The 25,250-nt window shown below is 46.6% G+C and carries 21 protein-coding genes; 7 read left to right on the forward strand and 14 right to left on the reverse strand.

The window, feature by feature from the left end; genetic code table 11:
- Positions 1 to 133 precede the first annotated feature (133 nt).
- The gene (gene glgX / locus L0660_RS18685) at positions 134 to 2,314 is read left to right on the forward strand and encodes a glycogen debranching protein GlgX (RefSeq protein WP_235160743.1); all 2,181 of its coding nucleotides are present in this window, start codon (positions 134 to 136) and stop codon (positions 2,312 to 2,314) included.
- Entirely contained in the window at positions 2,311 to 4,146 is a 1,836-nt protein-coding gene (gene treZ, locus L0660_RS18690) for a malto-oligosyltrehalose trehalohydrolase (protein ID WP_235160745.1), read from the forward strand. Before glgX ends, treZ begins: the two co-directional genes overlap by 4 nt.
- Here the strand turns inward: treZ and L0660_RS18695 are convergent.
- The 7 genes from L0660_RS18695 to surE form a co-directional block, all read right to left on the reverse strand.
- A complete protein-coding gene (locus L0660_RS18695) occupies positions 4,127 to 4,714 on the reverse strand; it encodes a hypothetical protein (RefSeq protein WP_235160747.1) in 588 nt (195 codons plus the stop codon). The genes treZ and L0660_RS18695 overlap by 20 nt on opposite strands.
- 78 nt (positions 4,715 to 4,792) lie before the next feature.
- Complete coding sequence (locus L0660_RS18700; protein ID WP_235160748.1) at positions 4,793 to 5,518, reverse strand: DUF3891 family protein; 726 nt, start codon at positions 5,516 to 5,518, stop codon at positions 4,793 to 4,795.
- A gap of 88 nt (positions 5,519 to 5,606) precedes the next feature.
- A complete protein-coding gene (locus L0660_RS18705) occupies positions 5,607 to 5,783 on the reverse strand; it encodes a hypothetical protein (RefSeq protein WP_235160749.1) in 177 nt (58 codons plus the stop codon).
- Between the two features lie 39 nt (positions 5,784 to 5,822).
- A complete protein-coding gene (locus L0660_RS18710) occupies positions 5,823 to 7,013 on the reverse strand; it encodes a class I SAM-dependent RNA methyltransferase (protein ID WP_235160753.1) in 1,191 nt (396 codons plus the stop codon).
- A 79-nt stretch (positions 7,014 to 7,092) separates the two neighbouring features.
- Positions 7,093 to 9,411 (reverse strand): c-type cytochrome, encoded by a 2,319-nt coding sequence (locus tag L0660_RS18715; RefSeq protein WP_235160758.1) that lies wholly within the window; start codon positions 9,409 to 9,411, stop codon positions 7,093 to 7,095.
- Positions 9,412 to 9,476: 65 nt separating this feature from the next.
- Positions 9,477 to 10,778: an MFS transporter gene (locus L0660_RS18720; RefSeq protein ID WP_233798081.1), complete on the reverse strand. Its 1,302-nt coding sequence runs from the start codon at positions 10,776 to 10,778 to the stop codon at positions 9,477 to 9,479.
- A 190-nt stretch (positions 10,779 to 10,968) separates the two neighbouring features.
- Positions 10,969 to 11,703 carry a 5'/3'-nucleotidase SurE gene (gene surE, locus L0660_RS18725; RefSeq protein ID WP_233798082.1) on the reverse strand — a complete coding sequence of 245 codons (735 nt, stop codon included), beginning with the start codon at positions 11,701 to 11,703 and terminating at the stop codon, positions 10,969 to 10,971.
- A gap of 84 nt (positions 11,704 to 11,787) precedes the next feature.
- Here surE and L0660_RS18730 point away from each other — a divergent pair, with 84 nt between their 5' ends.
- The 3 genes from L0660_RS18730 to L0660_RS18740 all read left to right on the forward strand — a co-directional run bounded on the left by L0660_RS18730 (position 11,788) and on the right by L0660_RS18740 (position 14,131).
- Positions 11,788 to 12,699: a diacylglycerol kinase family protein gene (locus L0660_RS18730; protein ID WP_235160759.1), complete on the forward strand. Its 912-nt coding sequence runs from the start codon at positions 11,788 to 11,790 to the stop codon at positions 12,697 to 12,699.
- Positions 12,700 to 12,800: 101 nt separating this feature from the next.
- Positions 12,801 to 13,805, forward strand: a complete 1,005-nt coding sequence (locus L0660_RS18735) for an NAD(P)/FAD-dependent oxidoreductase (protein WP_233798084.1) — start codon at positions 12,801 to 12,803, stop codon at positions 13,803 to 13,805.
- 2 nt (positions 13,806 to 13,807) lie between these two features.
- Positions 13,808 to 14,131 (forward strand): 2Fe-2S iron-sulfur cluster-binding protein, encoded by a 324-nt coding sequence (locus tag L0660_RS18740; RefSeq protein ID WP_026632900.1) that lies wholly within the window; start codon positions 13,808 to 13,810, stop codon positions 14,129 to 14,131.
- A gap of 78 nt (positions 14,132 to 14,209) precedes the next feature.
- Here L0660_RS18740 and L0660_RS18745 read toward each other — a convergent pair whose 3' ends face one another.
- Positions 14,210 to 14,905, reverse strand: a complete 696-nt coding sequence (locus tag L0660_RS18745) for an SGNH/GDSL hydrolase family protein (RefSeq protein WP_235160765.1) — start codon at positions 14,903 to 14,905, stop codon at positions 14,210 to 14,212.
- A 180-nt stretch (positions 14,906 to 15,085) separates the two neighbouring features.
- Here L0660_RS18745 and L0660_RS18750 point away from each other — a divergent pair, with 180 nt between their 5' ends.
- On the forward strand, positions 15,086 to 15,808 hold the full coding sequence (locus tag L0660_RS18750; RefSeq protein ID WP_026632901.1) for a peptidase: 723 nt from the start codon (positions 15,086 to 15,088) through the stop codon (positions 15,806 to 15,808).
- An 84-nt stretch (positions 15,809 to 15,892) separates the two neighbouring features.
- On the opposite strand, the gene L0660_RS18755 is transcribed toward L0660_RS18750, so the two are convergent.
- From L0660_RS18755 to pdxA, 6 genes are all read right to left on the reverse strand, one after another.
- Positions 15,893 to 18,214 carry an RND family transporter gene (locus L0660_RS18755; RefSeq protein WP_235160767.1) on the reverse strand — a complete coding sequence of 774 codons (2,322 nt, stop codon included), beginning with the start codon at positions 18,212 to 18,214 and terminating at the stop codon, positions 15,893 to 15,895.
- Positions 18,215 to 18,332: 118 nt separating this feature from the next.
- Complete coding sequence (locus L0660_RS18760) at positions 18,333 to 19,526, reverse strand: SAM-dependent methyltransferase (RefSeq protein ID WP_235160768.1); 1,194 nt, start codon at positions 19,524 to 19,526, stop codon at positions 18,333 to 18,335.
- A 21-nt stretch (positions 19,527 to 19,547) separates the two neighbouring features.
- Positions 19,548 to 21,341, reverse strand: coding sequence for a tetratricopeptide repeat-containing sensor histidine kinase (locus L0660_RS18765; RefSeq protein ID WP_235160770.1), 1,794 nt, complete (start codon positions 21,339 to 21,341; stop codon positions 19,548 to 19,550).
- A gap of 167 nt (positions 21,342 to 21,508) precedes the next feature.
- Complete coding sequence (locus tag L0660_RS18770; RefSeq protein ID WP_235160771.1) at positions 21,509 to 22,132, reverse strand: DNA-3-methyladenine glycosylase; 624 nt, start codon at positions 22,130 to 22,132, stop codon at positions 21,509 to 21,511.
- A gap of 3 nt (positions 22,133 to 22,135) precedes the next feature.
- Positions 22,136 to 23,023, reverse strand: a complete 888-nt coding sequence (locus L0660_RS18775) for a YicC/YloC family endoribonuclease (RefSeq protein WP_233798090.1) — start codon at positions 23,021 to 23,023, stop codon at positions 22,136 to 22,138.
- Between the two features lie 60 nt (positions 23,024 to 23,083).
- A complete protein-coding gene (gene pdxA, locus L0660_RS18780; RefSeq protein ID WP_235160776.1) occupies positions 23,084 to 24,193 on the reverse strand; it encodes a 4-hydroxythreonine-4-phosphate dehydrogenase PdxA in 1,110 nt (369 codons plus the stop codon).
- A gap of 95 nt (positions 24,194 to 24,288) precedes the next feature.
- Here pdxA and L0660_RS18785 point away from each other — a divergent pair, with 95 nt between their 5' ends.
- Positions 24,289 to 25,215: a 2-hydroxyacid dehydrogenase gene (locus tag L0660_RS18785; RefSeq protein WP_235160778.1), complete on the forward strand. Its 927-nt coding sequence runs from the start codon at positions 24,289 to 24,291 to the stop codon at positions 25,213 to 25,215.
- Positions 25,216 to 25,250 lie beyond the last annotated feature (35 nt).

The raw sequence follows: 25,250 nt of genomic DNA on the forward strand, positions 1-25,250 counted from the left end.
GCCGTACTGGCATAATTTTATAGCAAATTGTGTTCTCAAACAAAAATTCCGGCGAGAATGGTCTGTGTAATATATGTTCAGGCGGCTGTTTCCGCATGAGCAAGAAGGAGAATTTGTAACAAAAATTTTAAAAATGAAAAAAGTATCCAATAATACCGTTGTCAAGAAATCAGAACATAGTAACGTCATAGTATACCCCGGAGAACCCTATCCATTGGGCGCAACGTATGACGGTGAAGGAGTTAATTTCGCATTATATTCCGAGAATGCCACTGGTGTTGAGCTTTGCCTGTTCGAAAGCCAGGAAAGTGAACGGGAGCATATCAAGATTGAAATTCAGGAAGCGTCGCATCATGTGTGGCATGTGTATGTGCCTGGTTTAAAGCCTGGTCAATTATACGGTTACCGTGTCCACGGGCCTTTCGTCCCCACAGCAGGGTTCAGATTTAATCCCAATAAACTTCTTATCGATCCTTATGCAAAGTCCATTTCCGGGACAATCCAATGGCATGACGCGCTTTTCGGCTATGTGATTGGTGATGAAAACGAAGATCTCAGTTTCAGCGAGCTGGATAGCGCTCCTTACATTCCTAAATCGGTGGTGATCGATTCGGGTTTTGACTGGGAGGGCGTACAGCCACCCGAGATTCCTTATCATGATACGATCATTTACGAAACGCACGTAAAAGGTTTTACGGTGTTGAACGAACAGATTCCTGAGGAAATACGGGGAACGTATGCTGCTATGGGGCATCCGGCCACCATTAAATATCTCAAAGAACTCGGCGTAAACGCAGTTGAGCTGATGCCGGTTCACCATTTTATTGCCGACCGGCATTTGAAAGAGCGCGAACTGACCAACTATTGGGGTTATAATTCCATTGGTTTCTTCGCACCGGATGTGCGTTACAGCAGTGCCGGGACGCTTGGCGAGCAGGTGGTTGAGTTCAAAAATATGGTGAAGGAATTGCATAAGGCGGGCATTGAAGTGATCCTGGATGTGGTTTATAACCATACAGGAGAAGGTAACCATATGGGGCCGACTTTATCATTCAGGGGCATTGACAATATGTCTTATTACCGGCTTATGGAAGGCCGTTACTATATGGATTACACGGGAACTGGTAACACCCTGAATGCCCGGCTTCCGAGCGTGCTTCGCCTGATCATGGACAGCCTGCGTTACTGGATCACCGAAATGCATGTGGATGGATTCCGGTTCGACCTTGCTTCTACGCTTGCCAGAGAGTTGCATGAAGTGGACAGGTTGAGCGCATTCTTCGATATTATTCACCAGGATCCGATCATTTCGCAGGTGAAACTTATCGCCGAGCCGTGGGATATTGGTTTCAATGGCTATCAGGTAGGGAAGTTTCCGATCGGATGGGCCGAGTGGAACGGGCAATACCGCGATTGTATGCGCGATTACTGGCGTGGTGCCGACAGTATGCTCGCCGAATTCGCAGAGCGCTTTACAGGAAGTTCGGATTTATACAAAGGAGAATACCGCAGGCCTACGGCGAGCATTAACTTCATCACCGCACACGATGGCTTTACATTGAATGACCTCGTATCGTATAATGATAAACGTAATTTTGCCAACGGTGAAAACAATAACGATGGAGACGACCATAACCGCTCATGGAACTGCGGGGTTGAAGGACCATCGGATGACCCGGAGGTTAATGCATTGAGAAACAAGCAAAAACGTAATTTCCTGACAACCCTGTTTTTATCACAAGGTGTTCCGATGCTGGTTGCCGGGGACGAGTGGGGCAGGACGCAGGGCGGAAATAACAATGCTTACTGCCAGGACAATGAGATATCCTGGCTGAACTGGGACAAGGCGGATACCGAATTATTAACATTCTCGCAAAAGCTCATTGCTTTCAGTAAGGCGCACCGTTCGTTCAGAAGAAGGGACTGGTTCCGGGGCTTACCGATCAAGGGAAAAGGATTGGAGGATATTGCATGGTTCCTGCCTGATGGAAGCGAGATGCCGGAAGAAAACTGGAACCACGACTACGCCAAATCACTGGCCGTTTTCCTGAATGGCAAGGGGATCCGTCACGTGAATAAAAAGGGCGAACCGATTTATGATGATAGCTTTTATATGATCTTCAATGCGCATTATGAACCCGTTGAATACACGCTGCCTCCAAAAAAATACGGGACGGAATGGCGAAAAGTAATTGATACGAGTGAAGGCACAGTGAACGAAGAAGGCGAACTATTCGGACCAGATACGTCGGTGACGGTGGATAGCAGGTCGATCATTGTATTTAAACATGCATTGGAACAACAGAAAATATGATAGATAACGAAAAATTGATACCGGGTGTACGGTTCAACGAATTCGGTGAGGCGCAGGTGGTCGTTTGGGCTCCCGAATTAGAAGAAATTGCATTGCTGCTGGAAAAAACACAGGAGCAGCTTCCGCTAAAAAAGCAGGAAATGGGTTACTGGCTGCTGAGGACCGATGCGCTGAAACCGGGTGATCTCTACCAGTTTGTAGTAAAAGATAAGCCACAGCCGGATCCCGCATCCCTATGGCAGCCTCAGGGCGTTCACGGACCTTCCGCTGCCTACGACGTCCGTAATTTCAAATGGACCGATAAGGACCTCCCGCAACTGGCGCTGAAAGATTACATTATCTATGAGCTCCATACCGGGACTTTTACAGAGGAAGGCACGTTTGCAGCAATGGAAAGCAAGCTGGATTATCTGGTTGAACTCGGTATTAATGCGATTGAAATTATGCCTGTTTCGCAGTTTGCGGGCGCGCGTAACTGGGGCTATGATGGGGTTCTTCCTTATTGTGTCCAGGATTCTTACGGCGGGCCGGAGGCATTACAGCATCTTGTAAATGCCTGTCATGAGAAGGGAATCGCGGTTATCTTGGATGTCGTTTACAATCACATCGGCCCTGAAGGCAATGTGCTGCCGCAGTACGGCCCTTATTTTACAGATAAATACAACACACCCTGGGGCGACGCGCTCAATTTTGACTCTCCCTGGTGCGATGGCGTCCGGGAATATTTTGTCGAAAATGTGCTGATGTGGTTCCGGGACTTCCACATTGATGCGCTGCGGATGGATGCGGTTCATGCTATAAAGGACATGAGTCCTGTGCATATCTTGCAGGAAATGAGGACGCACGTTGATGAGCTGGCTCAGCAGACTGGGAAAAGTCATTACCTGATCGTGGAGATGGACCTGAACGACACACGTTACATTAATCCAATTGCAAAAGGCGGTTACGGCATGGACGGACAGTGGATAGATGAATTTCACCATGCATTGCGCGTTTCCTCAGGCCAGCAGCGAAGCGGTTACTACTCTGATTTTGAGCCTATAACATCCCTGGCTAAATCTTATAAGGACGCCTACGTATATGACGGAGGGTTTTCTGAACACCGCAAGCGCAAGTTCGGTGTGAAGGCGGATGGGAATTCCGGAGAGCAATTTGTGGTTTTTTCTCAGAATCACGATCATGTTGGAAACCGGATGCTGGGTGAGCGTACAAGTCAGCTTGTCTCGTTTGAAATGCAGAAATTGCTGGCCGGTGCTGTTTTTGTGAGCCCTTATCTGCCGATGCTTTTCATGGGTGAAGAATACAGCGAGAGCAATCCATTTCAGTATTTTGTGAGCCATACTGATCCTGAACTAGCGGAAGCTGTCAGAAAAGGCAGGAAGCGGGAGTTCGCAGCATTCCATCTGGATGGCGAAGCTCCGGACCCGATGTCTGAGGAAACTTTCAATAACTCCAAACTTCAATGGTCACTGCCGGAAGAAGGTCAGCATAAGACAATGTTGCAGTTTTACAAAGAGCTGATCCGTCTGAGAAAATCACAACCAGCATTAAGGAGCAATGATCGCGAAGCATTGGAGGTTGAGCCGAACACGGTAAATGAAACGATTACCCTGCTTCGCTGGACTTCGGAACAGCAGATTGTCGCTGTCCTGAATTTCTCTAAAACGGTACGCGAAATGTGGTTACCAGAGCAGGCAGACGGATGGAAAAAGCTGATTGCGTCGTCTGACAAAGTTTGGAATGGATTGGGGAATGTTACCGAGCCGCCGGCTGACCGACTGATTATGCTGCCGCCGGAGAGCGTTGCTATTTTTACAGATTCCGTATTTTAATCTTCATCTCATGCGGCGCCACTTCGTCGCCGCCAAAATAGGGAAGGAGCTTATAAGCAATGCCCACGCCGCCTGAACAGTGGCGTGGCATTTTTGTATCCACCCCATGGTAAGAAAATATGTAAGCATTATCCTCCAAAGCTATTTTGAAGCTGTTGGTCTCGTTCAGTTCGGCAGTGCCCAGGTCTTTTACTTCCCGGATGCCATTTGCGTAGGTATATGCATAGATGTGTATGTTGCCCTCCAACCAGTTCCAGCCGAATCTTGCACTGTTGTTTTGATGTTGGGAGCTGCAATCGGAAAATCCATAGAGCTTATTGATGTCAAACTGGTTTTCAGGAATGGCTGTCTGATAAATGCAGGAACTGTCGAAAACGACCTGAAAACGCATTGAGCTGGCTGTGAAGGGCGTATTAGCATTTTTCTCGACCTCATGGTCACCGGCTTTAATGGTGTAAGTGATAAAATCATCACCGAAGCTGGGTGTGTTGCCAATCCAGTCGCAGGATATGGTGGCAACCAGCAGAATGGCGCAAAAAAGGATTGTTCTCATAACAATGTGCTGCATTACCGGCAAAGTTTAACCGATAATCAGCTAATGAACGAATGGTTGAGCTTAAAATTGAATAAAATACAAAGTGCGTGATCAGTGTTTTGCAATCATGTAAGTATGGAATGTGAGCGGCGCGTCTTTCAGTTTCTCCCGAAACTCTTCCACATTGCTGAATTGCAGCTGTGTCATTGTTTTTGATTCAAAATTAATCTGAAAATTATCCACATCAAAAGGCCACGGAGTAACGCTGAGTTCATTTTCGGCCGGTGACCAGAGCTCATAGTTCTGCTGATCCGGCCCGGCGCTGATCTCTATTTTGCGGCCTTCGGGCGGGACAAGGTTTTGGCATAGCAACAAGGAAAATGCATCGCACCATTCGAGGATAGCATAAGCCGTTTTGATCTCTTTCTCATCCAGCTGCGCCTCTTTAAGCCATTTTTGATCCCACTTTTTGAGTTTGGCACAATATGCGGTGATCTTTTTGTCGGTTTCTTTTTCGTATAAAAACTGCAAATGCTGCGATGTGAGCAATGCGATGAATCTGCTTTTGGATAACGCGAGTTGCAGCAGCTCTTCACATTTGTCCTCATCAAATTTCCGCATCTTGAAGTTCACAGGCCCGCCATTCTCATTCAGGAGCATGTTATCGTTCACAAATTCGTTGAATGCGTCGTCATGCTCCGTTGTGGCAATGATCGTTTCCAGCCATCGTTCAGGCCTTAGGTCCTGTTTCCAGTGAAAGCAGATTTGCCCGGAAAGCAGCCCGTGCGCGCGCTGTGAGATGATCTGCCAGCCATTTTCCTGATAATTAACAATCATATTGTTAGTGAAATTTGAAATGATATATTGCAAAAAAGGCCAGGAACGAATCCTGGCCTACCTTCACAAAACTGCATTTGCACAACGGCTATTGCTGCTGTTTTTGCTGTTTTGAATTGCTATGTTGCTCTTTGTGATTATTTGTAATGTGGTCTCCTTTAACCATTTCCTCTTCCTTATGCCTGCTGTCGATATTGTCTTTATTGTCAGGCTTGCGGTTGCTCTGCGTTTGTTGCATCGATCCCGAATTTTGTGACTGTTTCATGACAATCTTTATTTGGTTATGCACATTACATTTTAAAAATTATGCCAGCGGTGCGGGCTCCTTGTTAAATTCTCTTCGAGTTCCTTCATAAAGTTCGTATTCCAGTAAGCGACAGTCTATTGTGCTGGTATAGAACTCAATTCTGCGCTTGGCTTTCAATCCGATTTTTTTCGCAAGGTCCAGGTTTCCGGTAAATACATATCCGAAATATCCGCCACACTTTTGTTTCATAAAATCGCCAATCCGCGCATATGTTTCTTCCAGCTCTGCGATTTCGCCCAGCCGGTCGCCGTACTCGGGATTGATAAAAAATACGCCTTTATTTTCTTTCGGCACTTCTGTATCGGCAAAGTCGCAGCATTCAAATTCTATGAGTTCGGCTACGCCGGCTGCGATGGCATTTTTCTTTGCATTGGCGATGGCCACATTGCTGTAATCTGTTGCAATAATCCGTAAGCCGGGCACTTCCCTTATCTGCTGTTCCAGCTTGTCCTGCTCAGCGTAATATATTTCCTGGTCGTAGCCAAGCACGTGCATAAATGCGAAGTTATCCCTGAACAGGCCCGGGCGGCTGTTGGTAGCGATCAAAGCAGCCTCAATGGCCAATGTTCCGGATCCGCACATCGGATTAATGAATGTCGAATTCCGGTCCCAGCGGCTGGCCAGAATTGTGGCAGAGGCCAACGCTTCGAGCATGGGCGCCCTGCCCGGAATTTTCCGGTAACTATGCCGCGCGAGCGAATCGCCCGATGTATCTATAAAAATTTCAGCAGAATCATTTTTCCAGAATAAGTGGATCACTGTGCCTATCAGGTCCGAACCTGTGGTTGGTCGCGTTCCTTTTTTATCGCGGAAACGGTCTACGATGGCATCCTTAACACGCAGGTTTGCAAACATGCTGTTATTGATCGTCGGGTTCTGAACATTGCTGGTAACGGAAAAATACCCTTCGTCGGCAATGATATCCTCCCAGGGCATTTGCAGCAGAAACCGGTAAACGTCATCAGGATGGTGCGCTGTGAATGAACCCAGACTATACAAAACCTGGCTTGCGCAATAGAGATTAAGGTTTAGCTTAATGCATTCATTGATAGATGCTTTGATCCGTAATCCGGTAATAAATGCTTCCTCGATATCAAATCCAAGGTCCTTAACCTCTTGTTCCAGATAGGGCGCAAGGCGTTTGTGACAAGTGATAATAACGCGGGAAGGTGTTGTGAAATATGACATGCGTGAATTTGAGCTTTCGGCGGTGAGCTCTTTTGTTTTATTTTAAAATAACAAACTTAGTGCTTTCTGTCTTAATCGCCTATATTCCGTTCAGCTCACTTTCCGTAAATGCTTTTTCACGCCCGGTTAACTTCTGGCGCGTTTTTTCAACTTCCTCAGCAGTGATTTTGTCCGCATCATTGCGCCATGATTTTCTGATAAAACTCAGTAGCTGGGCAATGTCTTCGCTAGGCATATCCTTATCGTAGCCAATGCCGGGCATATCGCCGCTTACCTCGGGCGTTTGGTACACGCGGCCATTTACTTTAACAGGACCGGTTAAGCCATAAAGAATGATGGAAATGAGCTTGTCTTTATTCCCCGTAACCCATTCCGACTGGTTCAATGGCGGAGCGAGCGACTTGATCCCAGCGCCATCTGCGCCGTGGCAGGTCTGGCAAATGGATGTGAACAATGCTTCGCCTTTGGGAAATTCCTTTTTCAGCATGTCGGGATTCCGGTTGCCGCGTGCGCTCTGCACAGTGCTGATAACCCGTTGCAATTGCTTGTTCAACACAAAGTCGGGATTGGATAGGGAAGCTGAAATTTCGGATTGGAAACTTTCTTCCTGATCCTGTAAGTTGCTGATAATGGCGTCGCTGACGTAACGGTTGTTCGGATATTTCGCAGCCAGCTTGGTAAGCAGTCCGCGGGCAGCGGTTGTATCGAATGGTTGGATGGTTTTTGCTGCAAGCGCAATGTAAGGTGCTGCTAATGTATCATTAGCATCCACCATAGTATTGAATGCCGAAGCAAATTGCTGATAGGAACCGGGCGTCATCAATACTGGCGAAACGGCAAGGCCTTGCATACGGAACTTCCAGTCAGCCTGTCTAAGCCATGCCAAAGCTTCCTCTGTTTTCAGGGAGTTAAGGCCTTCCAATGTCCATAATGCATGAATAGCAAGCAGCGGATTTGTTGTCTCCTTAATCGCTGCACGCAGAGCAGGAACGGTCTGATTATACTTCCCATCGATCAGCTTCTGTTGTGCGCGGTCTCTTACCCAGCCATTGGCATGGCCCAGCAATTTTACAAGGTCATCGGCGCCCGAGGGAATCAATACCGGTTTGGCCTTTGCGTTTTTCGGGACAATTTTATAAATACGTCCGCTGGAAAGTGGCTGTGTAAGGCTTCGCTTTCCAATCTGGTCTTTCAGATAGGGCGTCAGATAAGTTTTGTGCTGGATGATGCCGCGATACATGTCCAGAATATACATGGCGCCATCCGGTCCATTGTACAGGCTTACCGGACGGAAACGCTCATCTGTGCTGGCGAGAAATTCTTTGTTTTTATATGCCTGTTCTCCTTTAACAACATAGCCGTTTTCGCTGAGCACATTCCTTTTAATGAGGTTTGCGGAAGGCTCGGGAACGAACGCATTAAATGCGTAGCTGTCGCCAAACAGGTCGCCGCGGTAAACTACTGGCGCGGCTGCTGCAGTAAAGTTGGTCAGGCGCAGGCTGTCGTCAAGGACATTTTTCATGTAGCCGCGGTTCACGCCGGGTGTAGGATGCAATGGGAAAACGCGGTTATTGGCCACCCATTTTTCATTGTAACCTGCCACATTCTTCTGGTTTTTGTTGGAAGCACCAAGCCCTGCCGGAAAATAGTCGCCGATCAGGTTTTGCGAATTGTTGTTATAATAAAGGCGTCCGTAATTATCCTGGCTGATGCCCCACTGGCCGCGGAAATGCGTATGTTCAATTTCCCATTTGTTGCCGCGCTTGCGGTAACGCTTGTCTGATTTGGCGTTGTAAATCCAGTTGTCCAGCGCCCGGAAAAGCCCGTTAGGCTGGTGCTCAACATTACCGCCCTCGGTGTATTTCGGATCGACTAATGTTCTTTTTCCGACCTTATCATTTTTAATCTCATAAAACCAGAGGCTGGTTGGTTCTGCCACGAGTATGCCATTCTCAATAAGACAGATCGCGCGTGGAAGAACAAGGGAATCTATCACTACTGTGCGGTCGTCATACACGCCGTCTTTGTTTTTGTCGTCCAGGATCACAATGTTCCCGTTCGGAATATCTTCGCCTGTACCAATGGTGTCGGGCATATAACCCGTCATTTCCACGACCCACATTCTCGCCTTATCGTCGAACTGCATGGCAACGGGCGCACTTACAAGCGGCTCGGCGGCGATCAGTTTTACTTCAAAACCATCTTCCACCTGCATTTTTGCAATGGTCTTTTCGGGTGAAATAAATGGTGACAATGCTGAAACCTCAGCCTTGGCAGGCACTTCTTTTTCCACTTTTTCGGTAACGACCTGCTGTGAGCCGGTTTGCTTATTGGACTTACAATAAAACAATGTGACCGAAATTGTCAGGAAAAGAATATAGAATCGGGACTTTTTCATTTCAATGAATAACCTCTTTGCAGTAATGGTGAAATTAAATATAGCAGGTTGGAAGAACCAAACAATCAATCTCTTAACGCTTCTTCAACCGGTTTCATATTTTTGGTAAGGAAATGAATAATGAGCCATGCTACCAGATAGGCCAGGCCGCATATAATGAATAAAATATTGTACCCTGCACCAATGTTCCCCGCTGCCTTATAATAGTCCAGTAAAGAACCCACCAGCAATGGAAACAGCGTGGAGCCAATGGACCCGGCCATGCCGCCGATTCCTACGACGGAACTTACCGCGCGTTTTGGGAAAATGTCGGAAACAATCGTAAAAATATTTGCGCTCCAAGCCTGGTGCGCTGCTGCCGCAATGCTGATAATGCCCACGGCCACCCAGATATCAGTCGCAAATTGTGCCAGAATGATCGGTAATACAGCGATTGCAACGACCAGCAATGTCGTTTTCCGCGCCCGCAATGGTGCCCAGCCCATTTTTTTGATCAGATAGGACGAAAGATAACCGCCGCCAATGCTGCCGAATGTTGTTGCCGTATATACGACCGCCAGATGCAAGCTTGGTTTTTTAAGATCCAGTGCGAACGTGGTAGCAAAGTAGGAAGGAAGCCAGAAGAGGAAAAACCACCAGATGGGATCGGTGAGCAATTTTCCGCTGATAAAAACCCATGTCTGGGGAAGTTGGACCAGCTTAGCCCACTTGATCGGTTTTTGATCCGGTGTAGCAATGTCTTCGCTATCGCTGTGAATGTATTCAAATTCAGGCGTTTTGATTTTCTTATGTCTGGAAGGGATTTCATAGAACAACCACCAGAATATCAGCCACACGAAACCCAGCGCACCTGTAATCAGAAATGCTTCCTGCCAGCCGTAAGCGCCGAGTAACCAGGGAACCATTATGGGCGCTGCAACGGCGCCGATGCTCGTTCCGGAGTTGAATATACCGGTTGCCAATGCGCGTTCGCGCTTGGGAAACCATTCGGCTGTCGCTTTTACAGCAGCCGGAAAGTTACCGGCTTCTCCAAGGCCTAAAAGTGCCCTAACCGCTCCAAAGCCGAATGTGCTTTTGACAAATGCGTGTGCAATGGCAGCAATGCTCCAAATGATGATGGAAATAGAATATCCTAATTTCGAACCGATCCGGTCGATGAAATTTCCAAAAATGATATAACCCAGGGCATAACATCCGGCAAATACCATGACAATATTCGCATAGTCAGTTTCGGTCCAGTTGAACTCCACTTCGAGCGTGGGTTTCAGTAAGCCCAGGATTTGTCTGTCGATGTAATTGATTGTGGTGGCGAAGAATAACAATGCACAAATGACCCAACGGTAATTGCCAATTTTGGATTTTTCCATAGTGAGAGGTAAATCGATTTTTTCGGATTCAGGATGTAAAAACTGTTTGTTCGAAAAGAAGACTGTTTTTTAATCATTCTACCCCTTAAAATCATTGCGCGGCGGCCAATAAAAAAGACTCCCGCCACTAACAAGCTGGCTTGTAGCGACGGGAGAATGTATTTTTCAGAAACTTTATCTCAACATTTAACTAGTTGACAGGATAGTCCTTTTGTGCTTTTTCCAGGTCGGCCTCGTTGGTGAGGTCGAGGCGGAGCGGCGTGATGGAAACAAAATTGTTTTCAATCGCCCAGCGGTCCGTTCCTTCCTCTGCCGGCTCCATTGGAATTACCGTAAACCAGTAATGTTTCCGACCCATAGGATCAAGCGCAGGCACGATCTGGTTGTCGTATAGCCTTACCGACTGCCTTGTCCAGCGCACACCTTGCGGATCATGCGGGAAGTTGACATTCACCAGGTTCAAATGTTCATTTTGAAATAAAAGGGCCAGTGCTTTCTCAACAAAAGGATCTAATGCGTCGAAATCAGGCTCCTTATCGGTTGGCGTGCTGAGGGCAATTCCCTTCATGCCAAATAATACGGCCTGTTTGGCGGCGGCGAGCGTTCCGGAATGCCACATGGCGTTTCCCAGGTTTGGCCCCATGTTGATGCCCGAAAGCACCACATCCGGCTTGTCCCATAAGTGCTGGCCCAGCGCCACACAGTCTGCGGGCGTTCCGTTGACGCGCCAGGCGTCGATGCCGTCAAATTCGATCGGGGATTTTTTGTAAGAAAGTGGCCGGGAAGCTGTAATCGCGTGGCCCATAGATGATTGTTCTACATCGGGGGCTACCACTTTAACTTCTCCAAACCGCGCCGCAATTTTTGCCAGGGCAGCGAGTCCGGGACTGTATATTCCATCGTCGTTTGTCACCAGGATTTTCATAATGATATCTTTTTTAGGGTTCAGGGTAATAAAATTATGCCTGGTATGTTTTTTATGCCTGGTACGTTATCCTAAATACTTTCTATGAAAAACGCAAACCTTTTGCATAACCCCACAGCCGGGGATAATGATTTTTCCGAAAAGCAACTAGTGAAACAGATTGAGGCGGAAGGTTTTAATTGCGAATATTCCTCTGTAAAAGAGGAAGGCTGGGACCAGTTCAAAACAGAGACAGATTTTCTTATCATTGCAGGCGGCGACGGGACTGTAAGGCGCGTTGCCAAAGCGCTTATGGCCCGGAAGCGGCTGGACAAGCAATATCCGCTTGCCCTGTTGCCGCATGGAACGGCCAATAACATTGCTACGGCTTTGCAGATCAGCGGCAAACCCAAAGAAATTGCAAAACGCTGGCACGAAGTTCATTTGCAGCCCTTTGACATTGGTAAAGTATACGGCTTAAAGGACGACCGTTTTTTCCTGGAAGGCTTTGGCTACGGCGTATTCCCGCGCCTGATGAAAGTGATGGAGAAAATAGAGGATGAGATTGGTGATACGGTGGAGGAAAAGCTGAAAGCGGCACTGGCGGTTCTCTACGATGTTGTGCTGAACTACGATGCAAAGGAATGCAGGGTGGAAGCAGATGGCGTTTCATACTCGGGTAAATACCTGATGGTGGAAGTCATGAACATCAGGTCTATCGGGCCCAATCTGGTTCTGGCTCCTGGGGCAGATCCGGGAGACGGAGAGCTGGAAATCGTCATGATCCCGGAAACGCAAAGGAAGAAGTTGGAAACATACATTCTGGCGCTGATCAATGGTGAGGATAAGGAGTTTGACTTCACGACTGTCAGGGCAAAGAATATTACGCTGCGCTGGGAAGGTAAGGATATGCATATTGATGATGAGCGCATCAAGCTCGAAAACCCCGCTGAAGTCCGCATTGAAATTCAACCTAACATGTTGCAGTTTCTGATAACAAAACGCGCAGACCAATAACTTTTGGTTATGGTGGATAAGCAAATGTGATTGGCATAACATGCGGTGAGGAGGTAATTTTGGGACATTAAATTATTCCAAAGTTCAATCTCATCACGTTCATGATTACCACAGATATTTGCATAATAGGCGCCGGCCCCGTCGGTTTGTTCGCAGTTTTTGAAGCGGGTTTGCTGAAAATGCGCTGCCACTTAATTGATGCGCTTCCCGTAGTAGGAGGCCAGCTTGCCGAAATTTACCCTCAAAAACCTATTTACGATATTCCTGGTGCGCCGGGCATTATCGCCGAAGATCTTGTTAAAAACCTGATGTTGCAGATCGAGGAGTTCAAGCCCGGGTTCACATTGGGCGAGCGCGTGGAAGCGCTCGAAAAGCAGGAAGATGAAAGTTATATTGTCCGTACGAATGAGGGAACTGCAGTGCATTGCAAAGTTGTGGTGATTGCAGCTGGCCTCGGAAGCTTTGAGCCCAGAAAACCAGCCGTTGAAAAACTGGAATATTTCGAAGGCAAAGGCGTGCATTATATGGTCAAAAAACCTGAACAGTTCCGCAACCAGAATGTGGTGCTGGCGGGTGGCGGCGACTCTGCACTGGACTGGACCATTTTCCTTGCCGACATTGCCTCACGCGTAACACTGGTTCACAGGGGAGACACATTCCGGGGCGCGCCGGATTCAGCCGAAAAGGTTTTTGAGCTTGCCGAAAAAGGAAAGATCGACCTAATCCTGCAATCCCAGGTAAGCAGCCTGGGCGGAAATGGTGTTTTGAAAGAAATTTCGATTACAGGCAATGATAAGAACGTAACCACCATTCCCACCGACCATTTTATCCCGCTTTTTGGATTAAGCCCCAAGCTCGGCCCGATTGCCGACTGGAATCTGGGGGTTGAAAAATCGGCTGTTATAGTCGACACACTGGATTACTCCACCAACGTCCCGCGTATATATGCCATAGGCGACATTAACACTTATCCGGGCAAATTAAAACTGATTCTCTGCGGTTTCCACGAGGCGGCCATTATGATGCAGAGCGCGTTCAAATATGTGTATCCGGATCAGAAATTAAGTTTTAAATACACAACTGTCAACGGAGTTAACGCTTTTTAGCCATGATAAATATTCAAGTAGAAGATAACAACGGAGACCGTCAGGAGCTGGAAGTGCCTGTGGATATGGGGCTAAACCTGATGGAAATGCTTAAAGCGTATGAATACGACATTCAGGCGACGTGCGGCGGAATGGGACTATGTGCAACATGCCACATTGCCGTGCTGGAAGGAGGAGAAGGTTTGCCCGAACTGAACGACAATGAACTGGAAACGCTGGATACTTTGCCGGACGCCGAATCAAACAGCCGCCTGGCCTGCCAGCTCCGCTGCAATGATCAGATGAACGGCCTGGTGATCCGGTTGAAAGCCTTGCAAGAAGCGTAATTTAAGGTTATAGAATTTTGGAATATAGTGCATAAACCTTCGCCTTCATAAAGCGGAGGTTTTTAGTTTGAAGTGTATTTATATCCTAGACTTGATCAGCGGCACAACCTTATCAACCCAAAGCTGGTGCATTTTGCCCGAATAGTGAAGGTTATCACGCGCCAGCAGGGTAGGGTTCTTTAATGCTTGCCTTGAAATGGGGGTTATATCAATGAAAATGACTTTCAACTTATCACACTCTTCTTTTGCAACCAGATTGAACGCGTCAATTTCTTTGGTAATGTTCGCACGGTCACTTTCTCCGTAGGGCGTTGTGCCCCAATCCGGAATTGACAGCACAAAAACGTGATCCACTTTGCCGCTGGCTAGCGCGATGCTTTTGGTCAGCAAAATGCGAAATTCGGTCCTGTACTCGTCAATGCTTTTGCCCTGAAACTGGTTATTAACGCCAATCATGAGCGACACCAGATCATAATCCGTCGCGGGTTTGGCATTATCAACTGAAAAAATAAGGTCCCGCGTCGTCCAGCCTGTGGTGGCAACAATGTCCGGTGAACGAAACTGAATTCCATTCTCTTTCAAGCTTTTAACCAATAAAACCGGCCAACGCTCGGCTTCCGTAACACTCTGCCCGATTGTATAGGAATCGCCTAAGGCAAGCATTTTTGCACCAGGTTCGGTGCTGCCCGGATTGTATGCATTACCGGGATCCGCTTTTTTGCTGCAACTGGTAAGCAGCGCGGTGCATAAAAAGAATATTTGAAGAAGCTTCATCTCGATTGTTTGTTTACAGGAGTGCTTTGCGGTGGTTCCAATTCAAAAAAATCACCATTAAATGTATGTTTTTTGCCCGTGCCATCGGTCATTTTGGTACTTTTGAGCGTATTTAATCTCGTTGAAGCCGCTTATGACCATTTCAGAACGGTGATTCGGGCGATTTAATTTTAGCAGATAATGACTTATTGTTTAGGGATAAAAGTGAAAGAAGGGCTTGTGGCATTGGCCGACACCCGCATTACAGCTGGCACCAATACGACTGTAAAAAAGAAGATGTATGTAACGCAAAAGGATAATTATTCGCTTTTTATCATGACCAGCGGACTGCGTTCCGTGCGGGACAAGGCGGTGCATTATTTCGAAGAGCTGATCAGCGAGGGCGTTGTTTATAATAAGCTTTACAAAGCTGTGAATGCGTTCGGAGAGCAGATTAAGCGTGTTGCAGAAGAGGATAGGGCGTCGCTGGAACGTGCAGGATTGAAATTTAACCTGAACACCATCGTTGGTGGACAATTGAAGGACGATACGGATCACAAACTGTTCCTGCTTTATTCCGAAGGGAACTGGGTGGAACTCGACGAAGGTTCACCCTATGTGATCATCGGAAACTCCGGTCAGGGAAAAGCCATCCTGAACCGCGTGTTGAACGGCGAATCCACCATGAAGCAGGCCTTAAAAGCTGGTTTCCTCTCGTTTGACTCGACGCGCGTTAGTAATAATGATGTTGATTTTCCCATTGACGTGGTCCTTTACAAAAAGGACAGCTTCAAAATTGTTGAACATCGTTATGAAAAGAAAGATCTGGAACAGATTTCAGATATCTGGGCCGATAAGCTGAAACAAGCGCTCGACGACATTCCCGAAGAATGGATGGATCAGAGTTTCGAGAAAATAGTATAAACAACAAAGGCTGCCCATTTGGGCAGCCTTTGTTGTTTATAAGGTCATGTGAATTTCTAAACGGGATATTTATGAACCCGGACATTAGGTAGGTCTTACATTCTTTCCTTGCCGTTTGGCGATGGAAAGCAGTAATGCGGGGAGGAGAATAAGATTTGTACACATGGCGACCAGCAGGGTTATGGAAACCATCACACCCATCGCCGCCGTTCCTCCGAAGCTTGATGCCGCGAAAATAGAAAATCCGCAGAATAAGATCACCGCCGTGTAAATCATGCTAAGCCCGGTTCCGAAAAGGGATTGCGTTACAGCCTGTGACGGCGTAAGGCCGTTCTTATGCAACTCCTCGCGATATCGCGTCAGGAAATAGACAGTGCCGTCCGACGCAATGCCGAATGTAATACTGAAAATTAAAATAGTGGTTGGCTTGAAATAAATGCCAAAATAACCCATAATCCCGGCTGTAAGGGCCAATGGGATTAAACAAGGCAGCTTGGAAAGCAAAATGATCGGGATGGACCTGAAAAGCACCATGCCGACAATGGCGATCAGAACGATCGCGATCAGCAAGCTTTCATACAGATTACTAAGCAGATAATCATTGCTTTTAAGGAAAACAAGGCTATGACCTGTAAGGCTCACTTTGTATTTTTCAGGACTAAATATGGAATCCACTTTGGGGCGGATTTTTTGCATCAGCTCCTTAATGCGCTCAGAACCAACGTCGGCCATTTGAAAACTGACACGTGTAACGCTTTTGTCCTTGCTCAAAAATGCATTCAACTGCTTCGCAGCGCCCTGCTGGTCCTGCACGTAACCAGTAAGCTTATTCAGTTCTAAAACGCCTGGTAATGCATAATATTTAGCATCGCCGCCCCGGTAAGATTGGTATAAAAACCTTGAAGCTTCCACCACCGAAAGAGGTTTGGAAAACTCAGGGAACTTGGCCATCTCATTCTGGAAAGCCTTTATTTTATAGAGCACTTCGGCCTGGTCAGCGAAAATCCCGTTTGGCTGTTTGGTATCAATCATCACTTCAAACGGCAGCACACCATTGAAGTTTTTCTCAAAGAATCTCAAATCCGTATAAACGACATCTTTCTTGGGAAGATCGTCAACAACGTAACCGATGGTCTTTATTTTCGTCATTCCAAAAGCCGAAATGATGATCAGCAAAACCATCGCCATGTAAATTTCCTTACGGCGATTATGCACCAGGTAATCGATTTTTCGAAGGAAACCGGAGGCCCATTTTCCATCGAGATGTTTCAGATGGCGCGCTTTTGGAACGCTCATATAATGCAATGTGATCGGCAAAAGCAGCAGGCAAAGCACATAAGTAGCCATTACACTGATCGCCGCCACAACGCCGAATTCGACAAGCAAAATGCTGTTTGTAAAGTAAAATACGCCAAATCCAATCGCGGTGGTCATGTTGGCAAGGAACGTCGACAAGCCGATCTGCCGGATCATTTCAAGCAAAGCTTCGTCCTTATTATTATGCGATCGGAGCTCTGCCTGGTATTTATTGATTAAAAAGACGCAGTTAGGAACACCAATTACGATCAAAAGCGGAGGAAGAAGGCCGGTAAGGGCAGTGATTTTGTAATTAAAAAGGTGCAAAATCCCGACAGAAAACACAACCCCGATCAGCACCACAACAATGGATAACAATGTTAGTCTGAGCGACCTGAAAAACGCCCAAAGGATCAGTAATGTCACAAAAACTGCCAGTCCCATGAATAACTCCATTTCGCCGGAGATCTTTTTCATGTTTACCGTGCGGATATAAGGCATCCCGGAATAATGCAGATCCGCCTGATATTTCGTCCCGAATTCTTCGGCCATTGCTTCAATGTCGCTGACAATAGTAAGCCTGCGCTTTGAATTCAGTTCTTTGTCGTTGAATGTTACGACGATGAGCGTTGCATTGGTTTTACTATTGAGGACCAGTCCCTCGTAAATGGGCAGGTTGGCGATTTCTTTCTGAATGCTGTCCGCCTCGGCCTGCGTGGACGGAATTTGCTTGATAACCGGCGCGACGTCAAACTTTCGGAGGCTATCGTTACGGTTGATCTTATAGACATTTGCAAGTGCTAGCACATTTTTGATGCCCTCGGTGTCCTTAATGCGCTGAGTTAGCTTGCACCAGTCGCGAAATTTATTGATCTCAAAAAGCTGCGGATCCTGCCAGCCGATCACCATCACGCTGCCGTCTTCTCCGAAGAGTTTCCTGAAATCCTGATATTCTTTTTCAACCGGATCGTTGGAAGGCAATATTCGTGCAAAATTGTAAGAGAGTTCGATCTTGCTGGCCTGATATGCCATGAAAACCGTTGAAACAAATACCAGTGCAACCCACAAAAGCCGGTAGCGGATAATGTAAGTTGCTATTTTATTCCACATAATAAATTAGTCAGTTCCACAAAAAGGTGCAAATATACGGACAGGGAAGCGAAAGTGAGACTTTTCACGAGATATATCCGGCTTTGAAGATGTTTACAAAAGACGATCCAATTGACATTTAGAGACTTTGCAAACCGGCAATTTTTTCGAGATGATGGTAACCAATGCCAAAATACTGCTTGGCCTCCTGAATCTTTTTAAGTATTCCCGGCTGATCAGCGATGTTGCGCTTGTCTTTTGTGCCAACAATCATGACATTTTTCGGTGTGTGGGCGTCAGAAATGAATTCAAAAACTTTGGTTTTATATCCGAAGTATTCCAGGATCATTGCCCGGATCCCGTCCGTAACCATCTCAGCCTGCCGTTCGAGGAATATCCCGTATCGGGTAAGAAACTGAACATCGTTCCCGGTTTTGCTTTTTTCCATTTCCCGGCGGATCTGTTTGTGACAACAAGGCGCCACAACGATCAGGTCTGCGCCGGCGGAAATGCCTTTGAAGATGGCATCGTCCGTGGCTGTGTCACATGCATGAAGCGCAATGAGAAGATTAACGTTCTTGCTGTCAAAATTTTCAATTGTCCCTTCCTCAAAATGCAGATTTTCAAAGTTTGAATGCTGCGCGATCTCGTTGCATAATGCCACAAGGTCCTGCCGGAATTCCACACCCGTAACATGCGCGTCGACATGCAGGACGTTTTTCAGGTAATCGTAAAGGGCGAATGTGAGATAACCCTTTCCTGAGCCCATATCGGCCACATTAAGCTGCTTATCGGTAGGTATTTCTTTAATCAGCGCGCTTAAAATTTCAATGTAATGATTGATCTGCCGAAATTTGTCCTGCGCCTTTTTGAAAACATTCCCGTCTTTGTCGGTAATGTTCAGCTCATGCAAATAGCTTTTATTCTCGCTGCTGATCAGCCTGCTTTTGCTGTGATCGTGTTCAGGAAGAGGCACTTCCTTTGTATCGGTAACTTTCTTTTTAAGGGTAATTTTGTTGTTTTTCAAAATCTCGAATTGCAATTCTTCTGCTTCGGTGAAGAGTGTGCCAACGTGGAAGTCCTTTGCAATAAGCTCTTCAAAAAGTGTTCTGGTTTCGTCCAGACTGTAATTTTTGACAATGTCCCTTGTTTTATATCGGTAAGTAAAACTGAACTTCTCTTCTTTTTTAATCAGAACCCTTCTCACATAAATGTTTTTCAGGTTCTCCTCAGATCCCTTGTAATTCCCGAGGGAGAGCTTTATAAAGGAATTGTTTGAAATACTCTGTTCAAATGCGTTAATAAATTCTTCTACTCTTGGCAAAATATTCATAGATAGGGATGCTCTTGTTCGTTAAATCAGGGTCTTCGGGATCTCAATGTCAACTTTCAGTCCCTTGGGCTGCTGACTGATGATCTGCACTTTCCCGCGCAGACTTTCTACTCGGTTCTTCACATTTTTAAGCCCTACACCTTGCCGCGAAGGCTCCACCATGCCGTTGCCATTGTCAATGATCGTCAGGTGAATGTTTTTGTTTTCGGTGAGGTTAATGCTTGCCTTGTTCGCGCCGGAATGCTTGATAATGTTGTTGGTGAGTTCCAGAACAATGCTGTAAAGCTCAAATTCCGTCTTGTTATTCAAACGATGCGACATGCCGGAAACGTTAAAACTGAATTCGATATTCTTGTTCTCGTTCATCTTGTCGATCAGCCGGTGCATTGCCATCACGAGCCCGTGCTCTTCCAGTTCGGGCGGCATCAGGTTGTGTGACAGGCTGCGTACTTCCCGGTAAGCTGCGCCTACCATCTGATGTACGCTTTCGTAGATTTTTTGCTCTTCCGGTGAAAGCACTTTTTTATCAATACCAAACAAATACCAGTTCAATGAGGCAAGCGTTCCGCCCAGGTTGTCATGGAGTTCGGCTGCAACACGTTTACGCTCAATCGCTTGCCCACGCGCCATCGCTTCGCTGATCTCCGCATTCTTCCTGCGCAGTTTCTTGTTATTAAACCAGAGAAATGCAGCAAATGCAATGATCAGACATGAAAAACCAATCAGAAACCGCTGCACAGTGCGCTGCTCGGCAATGATCTTATTCTGAATTTGCGAGTCCATGATCTGATTGTCATAGCTCAGCTGAAACATGGTGTATTGTCTCTGAACATATTCCGTGTGAAGCATACGCCGGTTGAAGATCACCTTTTCCATGTAATCCAGCGCTTCCCGGAACATTTTCTTGTTCTTATAAGCCCGCGCGAGCGATAGTAACGCCCAGTTGGTTTGCTGCGAAGAGTGGAATATTGTTGAATAATCCAGCGCGCGTGCGGCAGTCGTGATCGCCAGCTCATTCTGATTGCTCAGGCAATAAATGTTGGCCAGATCATTCAGTACATTAAGCTCTCCGTAACGGTTGTTTATTTTCTGAAACAGCACAAGCGAGCGTTTCAGCAAATCCTCCGCTTGTTCGCGTTCTTTCCGGATGACGTGCAGGTAACCCCGGTTTTGGAGCACCGTAGCCCGGCCCCAATCCGAGTTCATCTTGTCAAAACGCGCATAAGCCTGCTCATAATAGGGGATCGCCTCTGCAAACAAGCTTTTTTCCCGGTAAGAATTTCCCAGGGCATTGATGCAAGTCGCAGCCGAGCTATCCTCGCCAAGCTCTTCAAAAATGGCGATGGCCTGCCGGTAATTTATCTGGGCGGAATCCCACTGCCGGTATTCGGAATAGCTTTCGGCAAGGAAATACTTTGAGTAAGCTGTGTAAAAGGGCAGGTCTTTGGACAGCGACATGGTTTCGTTAGAGAGCTCCCGGAGCACGTCATAACTGCCATCCATCAGATAGTAAGTGCTTAATAAATTGTAAGCGAGTATTTTACCTTTGCTCCACCGGTGTTTCTGTGAAAGTCTCAACACATGTTTGGAATAAAACATGGCCTTTTCAGCATCCTGAAACAAATACTCTTTCGCGAACTGGTGATATTTTAAGATCAGGACGGTGTCTTCTGCAAAACCCTCGACGGGGACAGCTTCAACGACGTCTTTCTTTGCACCAACACTATCATTATGGTCAGAAACAGAAGTACAACGACTCCCGCTTACCAGCGTTGCCAAAGACAAGATCGTTAAAAGTCTGTACAAATTACCCATAGACTAAACTGCCGCTACGGGTAAAATGGGCCACCAGAAGCAGCAAGTGTAGGTTTTCATATAGGTCGTCGAGTGTAGATTAGAGATCCAAAGATAAAAAGTAATTATAAAAGCGCAGGACTATCGTGCCTTAAAAGTGAGGGATGTGGTATATTTCCCGCAAAAAATTACAATTTACTTACAAAAGGGTTGTCTTTTATATAAAACCGGTAAAGCAACTCCTTACCGACATTGATTCCAATGCGTACAGACGATCCGATTTCAAGATCCTGCACTTCCCGATCCTGAATGTACAGCCGCGCGCCAGTCAATAATATGTTGTTGTGCAACGATCTTTCTATACCCATGGCCCTTGCCAGATTTCCCGGACCTTTGCACAACTCATTTACTTTCAACTGCTTCGTGCGGATTTTCGGGGCCGTCTTTCCGGGGATCAGCGACCGGCGCAATTCCATCAGCTCAATGCCTTTTACTGGCTGCAATGCGCGGATCAGCACTGCCTCGCCGATGCCTTCGTGGTTGCTGACCACATTAAAACATTCGTACATACCGTAGATCAGATATACGTAGCTCGTGCCCGCAACCCCATACATCGGTTCCGTACGCGCCGTGCGCCTGTTGTATGCGTGACAGGCAGGATCATCGGAAAGATAAGCTTCGGTTTCTACGATAATCCCGCTGGTAACGCCATCCGGACTCTCATGAACGAGCTCGCAGCCCAGTAATTTCTCCGCCAGCGAGCGCGTGTCATAAGCAGCGTAAAAAGATAATGGCAGTATGCTATCCGGCACCGGTTAGATAATGTTCATGGTTTGTTCCTTGATCTTTTCAAGCTCATCCTTCATTTGAACAACCAAATGCTGGATCGTCGCATCATTCGCTTTCGAGCCGATTGTATTGATCTCACGGCCAATTTCCTGTGCTATGAAGTTTAGCTTTTTACCGTTGCTTTCAGGCGATTGCAATGTTTCTGTGAAATAAGTAAGGTGGTTGGCAAGCCTGATTTTCTCTTCTGAAATGTCAAATTTCTCTACATAATAAATCAGTTCTTGTTCAAATCGGTTAGTATCAAAGTTATCATCTGCAAGAAGCTCCCTGATCTGCTTTTCAAGCCGCTCGCGAACAGCCGGAATTCTTAATTTGTCTTGCTCGGAAACGCTGTTCAGCAAAGTTTGAATGGTGTTAATATACTCTGTGAACTTGTCAGAGGTCATTTTCCCTTCCTGCTCCCTGAAAACCGAGCATTTGCGGATCGCTTCCATCACAGCCACTTTAATCTGCGTCCAGTCATTTTCTTTGCTGGAATCATCCACCGTTTCGTTATTATAAGCATTAGGCATTTGCAACGCAATGCGGAACAATTCCGTAAAATCCGGACTGAACCCAATGGCTGACGCAGTATCAGAAAGGTCTGTATAGTAGGCATTTACCAGCGCTCTGTTAACAGAAGTTGAAGCAACTGTTTTTCCAACCGGCTGAACTGTCAATGTAAACTCAACTTTACCGCGTTCAAGCGACTGAGTGAGTAAGTTGCGGATCTCGATTTCGCGTTCAGAAAACTGCCTTGGAATGCGGCAGTAAATGTCCAGAAACTTAGAATTTAGCGTTTTTATTTCAACCGTAACATTTATGGAATCGGATTCGATGTTGGATACACCGTATCCGGTCATTGATTTTAACATTGGTTTTTGATCTAGGTAAAATGGATGTAAAGCACCGCCCCGTAAGCCGGCCGCCGAGTGTTAGTTATTAAACCGCTGCTTTCCCCCGGACTTGGCAGGATGCTGGCTTTCAGATTGTTGTGGTTTTGAAATTAATGCGTGCTTGTTAATATCCTCGTTCACCACCCGGAACCTGGAAACGTCGCATGCCAGGTAAATGGCTTGAAGCAATGAGCCGGGTTCTGCTATATTTTTGCCTGCAATGTTGTAGGCCGTTCCATGATCCGGAGAAGTTCTTACCGCCGCAAGTCCGGCTGTGAAGTTCACACCTTCATTGAATGCCAGGGTTTTAAAAGGAATCAAACCCTGGTCGTGATACATGGCCAAGACGGCGTCGTACTGCTTGTAAGTAGCGGCAGCAAAGAAGCCATCTGCCGGGAAAGGACCGAAAACAAGGTTGCCTTTTTCTTTAAAATTCTTGATTACGGGCGTAATGACATCTATTTCTTCGTTTCCCAGCAAACCATTTTCCCCTGCGTGCGGGTTAAGCCCCAGTAAGGCCAGTTTGGGTTTTTTTATTCCAAAATCGCCTTTCAATGATTGCAGCATCTGCTCAATTTTAGCCGTCAGCTTCTCGGTTGTAACATTGGTGCTGACCTTGTCAAGCGGAATGTGCCCAGACAGAACACCAACCCGAAGTTCGCCGGAGACCATAAACATTAACGCATCTTCTTTGCCGAAAGACTGCGCCAGAAACTCCGTATGACCAGGAAATTTGAAATCTTCACTCTGAATGTTGTCCTTATTGATCGGCCCTGTTACCAGCGCCTGGATTTTTCCTTCTTTCAGGTCTTCGACGGCTCTTTTCAATGATGCAAAAGATCCTTGTCCTGCCTCCGGGGTTATCTTTCCTGGTTGGATTTCGGTTTGATGGTCGTGCCAGCAAGTGATGACGTTAGTAAGTTTCGGATTGGCCTGATCTGCTTTTTGAATGCCGTGTAACGTCCATTCTTTCATTTCAAACAGATTTCGATACTGGTTAAGCACGCGCAACGATCCGTAAATGATGGGTGTGCACAATTTTGCTAACTGATTCCCTTCTAATGCTTTGAGTATAACTTCCGGCCCGATTCCGTTGTAATCGCCTAATGTAATTCCTATAACAGGTTTATCGCTGATTTGATCGCTCATGTAGGTTTAATGCTGTTGTAACTGTTCTTCTGAGTAATTCTGTATTACTTTTGCGCAATGTCTGACCGGCAAGTTACAAAAAATCCCGTGCTCCTATGAAAATCCTGATCGCAGACTCTATGCATCCCTCGCTTTTTGAAATGTTACGGGATGAAGGCTGGGATTATTCCTATCACCCGGAATTCCGCCGGGAAGATATTTTAGACAACATTGCGGGTTATGAGGGGCTCATGATCCGCAGCAAGACGAATGTTGACGAAGAGATGCTTGCTGCGGCAACCGAGCTGCGCTTTATAGCCAGGGCAGGAGCAGGGCTCGACCTGATCGATCTGGAAGCCGCTGCAAAGCGCAGCATAGAAGTTTTCCACGCCGGAACTGGGAACCGCGATGCCGTGGCTGAACATGCAGTTGGAATGCTGCTTGCCCTTTTTAACAACATATTACGGGCCGACCGCCAGGTTCGCAGCGGAATATGGGACCGGGAAGGGAATAGAGGCGTGGAGCTTATGAAAAAAACCGTGGGCATTATTGGCTACGGAAACAATGGTTCTGCCACTGCCAAGCGACTGAGCGGATTTGGCTGTCGCGTGCTTGCGTATGACAAATACCGTGACAATTACAGCGACGCCTACGCCACTGAATCCGGTCTGGAAGAGATTATGCAGCAAGCGGACGTTATAAGCCTGCACATTCCATTGACGGAGATTACGCGTTATATCGTCAATGATGATTTTGTAAACAATATTTCCAAACCATTTTACTTGCTAAATCTTTCCCGGGGTGAAACTGTGAGCCTTGACGCAGTTGTCAATGGATTAAAGTCCGGTAAGATCCTGGGTGCTTGCCTGGATGTGTTGGAAAATGAAAAGATCAGCAAACTGACGGACGCGCAACAGGAGACATTCGATTACCTGCGTGCCTCAGATAATGTAGTGCTCACCCCGCACATTGCAGGCTGGACACATGAGAGCTACGTACGTATCAATGAAGTGTTGATTGAACAGATACGGAGCTGGATCTGACCAAAACAGCGACTGTCAACAAACCAAACAGCAAC

This window comes from Dyadobacter sp. CY351, from assembly GCF_021502625.1.
GTDB classification, from domain to species: domain Bacteria; phylum Bacteroidota; class Bacteroidia; order Cytophagales; family Spirosomataceae; genus Dyadobacter; species Dyadobacter chenhuakuii.

Excerpts from the sequence above, each read along its gene's own strand:
- L0660_RS18730 (WP_235160759.1), top strand. The coding sequence starts at position 11,788 with ATGAAAAACGCAAACCTTTTGCATAACCCCACAGCCGGGGATAATGAT.
- L0660_RS18715 (WP_235160758.1), bottom strand. The coding sequence starts at position 9,411 with ATGAAAAAGTCCCGATTCTATATTCTTTTCCTGACAATTTCGGTCACA.
- L0660_RS18760 (WP_235160768.1), bottom strand. The coding sequence starts at position 19,526 with ATGAATATTTTGCCAAGAGTAGAAGAATTTATTAACGCATTTGAACAG.
- L0660_RS18775 (WP_233798090.1), bottom strand. The coding sequence starts at position 23,023 with ATGTTAAAATCAATGACCGGATACGGTGTATCCAACATCGAATCCGAT.
- L0660_RS18735 (WP_233798084.1), top strand. The coding sequence starts at position 12,801 with ATGATTACCACAGATATTTGCATAATAGGCGCCGGCCCCGTCGGTTTG.
- L0660_RS18785 (WP_235160778.1), top strand. The coding sequence starts at position 24,289 with ATGAAAATCCTGATCGCAGACTCTATGCATCCCTCGCTTTTTGAAATG.
- pdxA (WP_235160776.1), bottom strand. The coding sequence starts at position 24,193 with ATGAGCGATCAAATCAGCGATAAACCTGTTATAGGAATTACATTAGGC.
- L0660_RS18740 (WP_026632900.1), top strand. The coding sequence starts at position 13,808 with ATGATAAATATTCAAGTAGAAGATAACAACGGAGACCGTCAGGAGCTG.
- L0660_RS18720 (WP_233798081.1), bottom strand. The coding sequence starts at position 10,778 with ATGGAAAAATCCAAAATTGGCAATTACCGTTGGGTCATTTGTGCATTG.
- L0660_RS18695 (WP_235160747.1), bottom strand. The coding sequence starts at position 4,714 with ATGCAGCACATTGTTATGAGAACAATCCTTTTTTGCGCCATTCTGCTG.
- L0660_RS18750 (WP_026632901.1), top strand. The coding sequence starts at position 15,086 with ATGACTTATTGTTTAGGGATAAAAGTGAAAGAAGGGCTTGTGGCATTG.
- L0660_RS18700 (WP_235160748.1), bottom strand. The coding sequence starts at position 5,518 with ATGATTGTTAATTATCAGGAAAATGGCTGGCAGATCATCTCACAGCGC.
- treZ (WP_235160745.1), top strand. The coding sequence starts at position 2,311 with ATGATAGATAACGAAAAATTGATACCGGGTGTACGGTTCAACGAATTC.
- L0660_RS18765 (WP_235160770.1), bottom strand. The coding sequence starts at position 21,341 with ATGGGTAATTTGTACAGACTTTTAACGATCTTGTCTTTGGCAACGCTG.
- L0660_RS18705 (WP_235160749.1), bottom strand. The coding sequence starts at position 5,783 with ATGAAACAGTCACAAAATTCGGGATCGATGCAACAAACGCAGAGCAAC.
- L0660_RS18710 (WP_235160753.1), bottom strand. The coding sequence starts at position 7,013 with ATGTCATATTTCACAACACCTTCCCGCGTTATTATCACTTGTCACAAA.
- glgX (WP_235160743.1), top strand. The coding sequence starts at position 134 with ATGAAAAAAGTATCCAATAATACCGTTGTCAAGAAATCAGAACATAGT.
- L0660_RS18755 (WP_235160767.1), bottom strand. The coding sequence starts at position 18,214 with ATGTGGAATAAAATAGCAACTTACATTATCCGCTACCGGCTTTTGTGG.
- L0660_RS18745 (WP_235160765.1), bottom strand. The coding sequence starts at position 14,905 with ATGAAGCTTCTTCAAATATTCTTTTTATGCACCGCGCTGCTTACCAGT.
- surE (WP_233798082.1), bottom strand. The coding sequence starts at position 11,703 with ATGAAAATCCTGGTGACAAACGACGATGGAATATACAGTCCCGGACTC.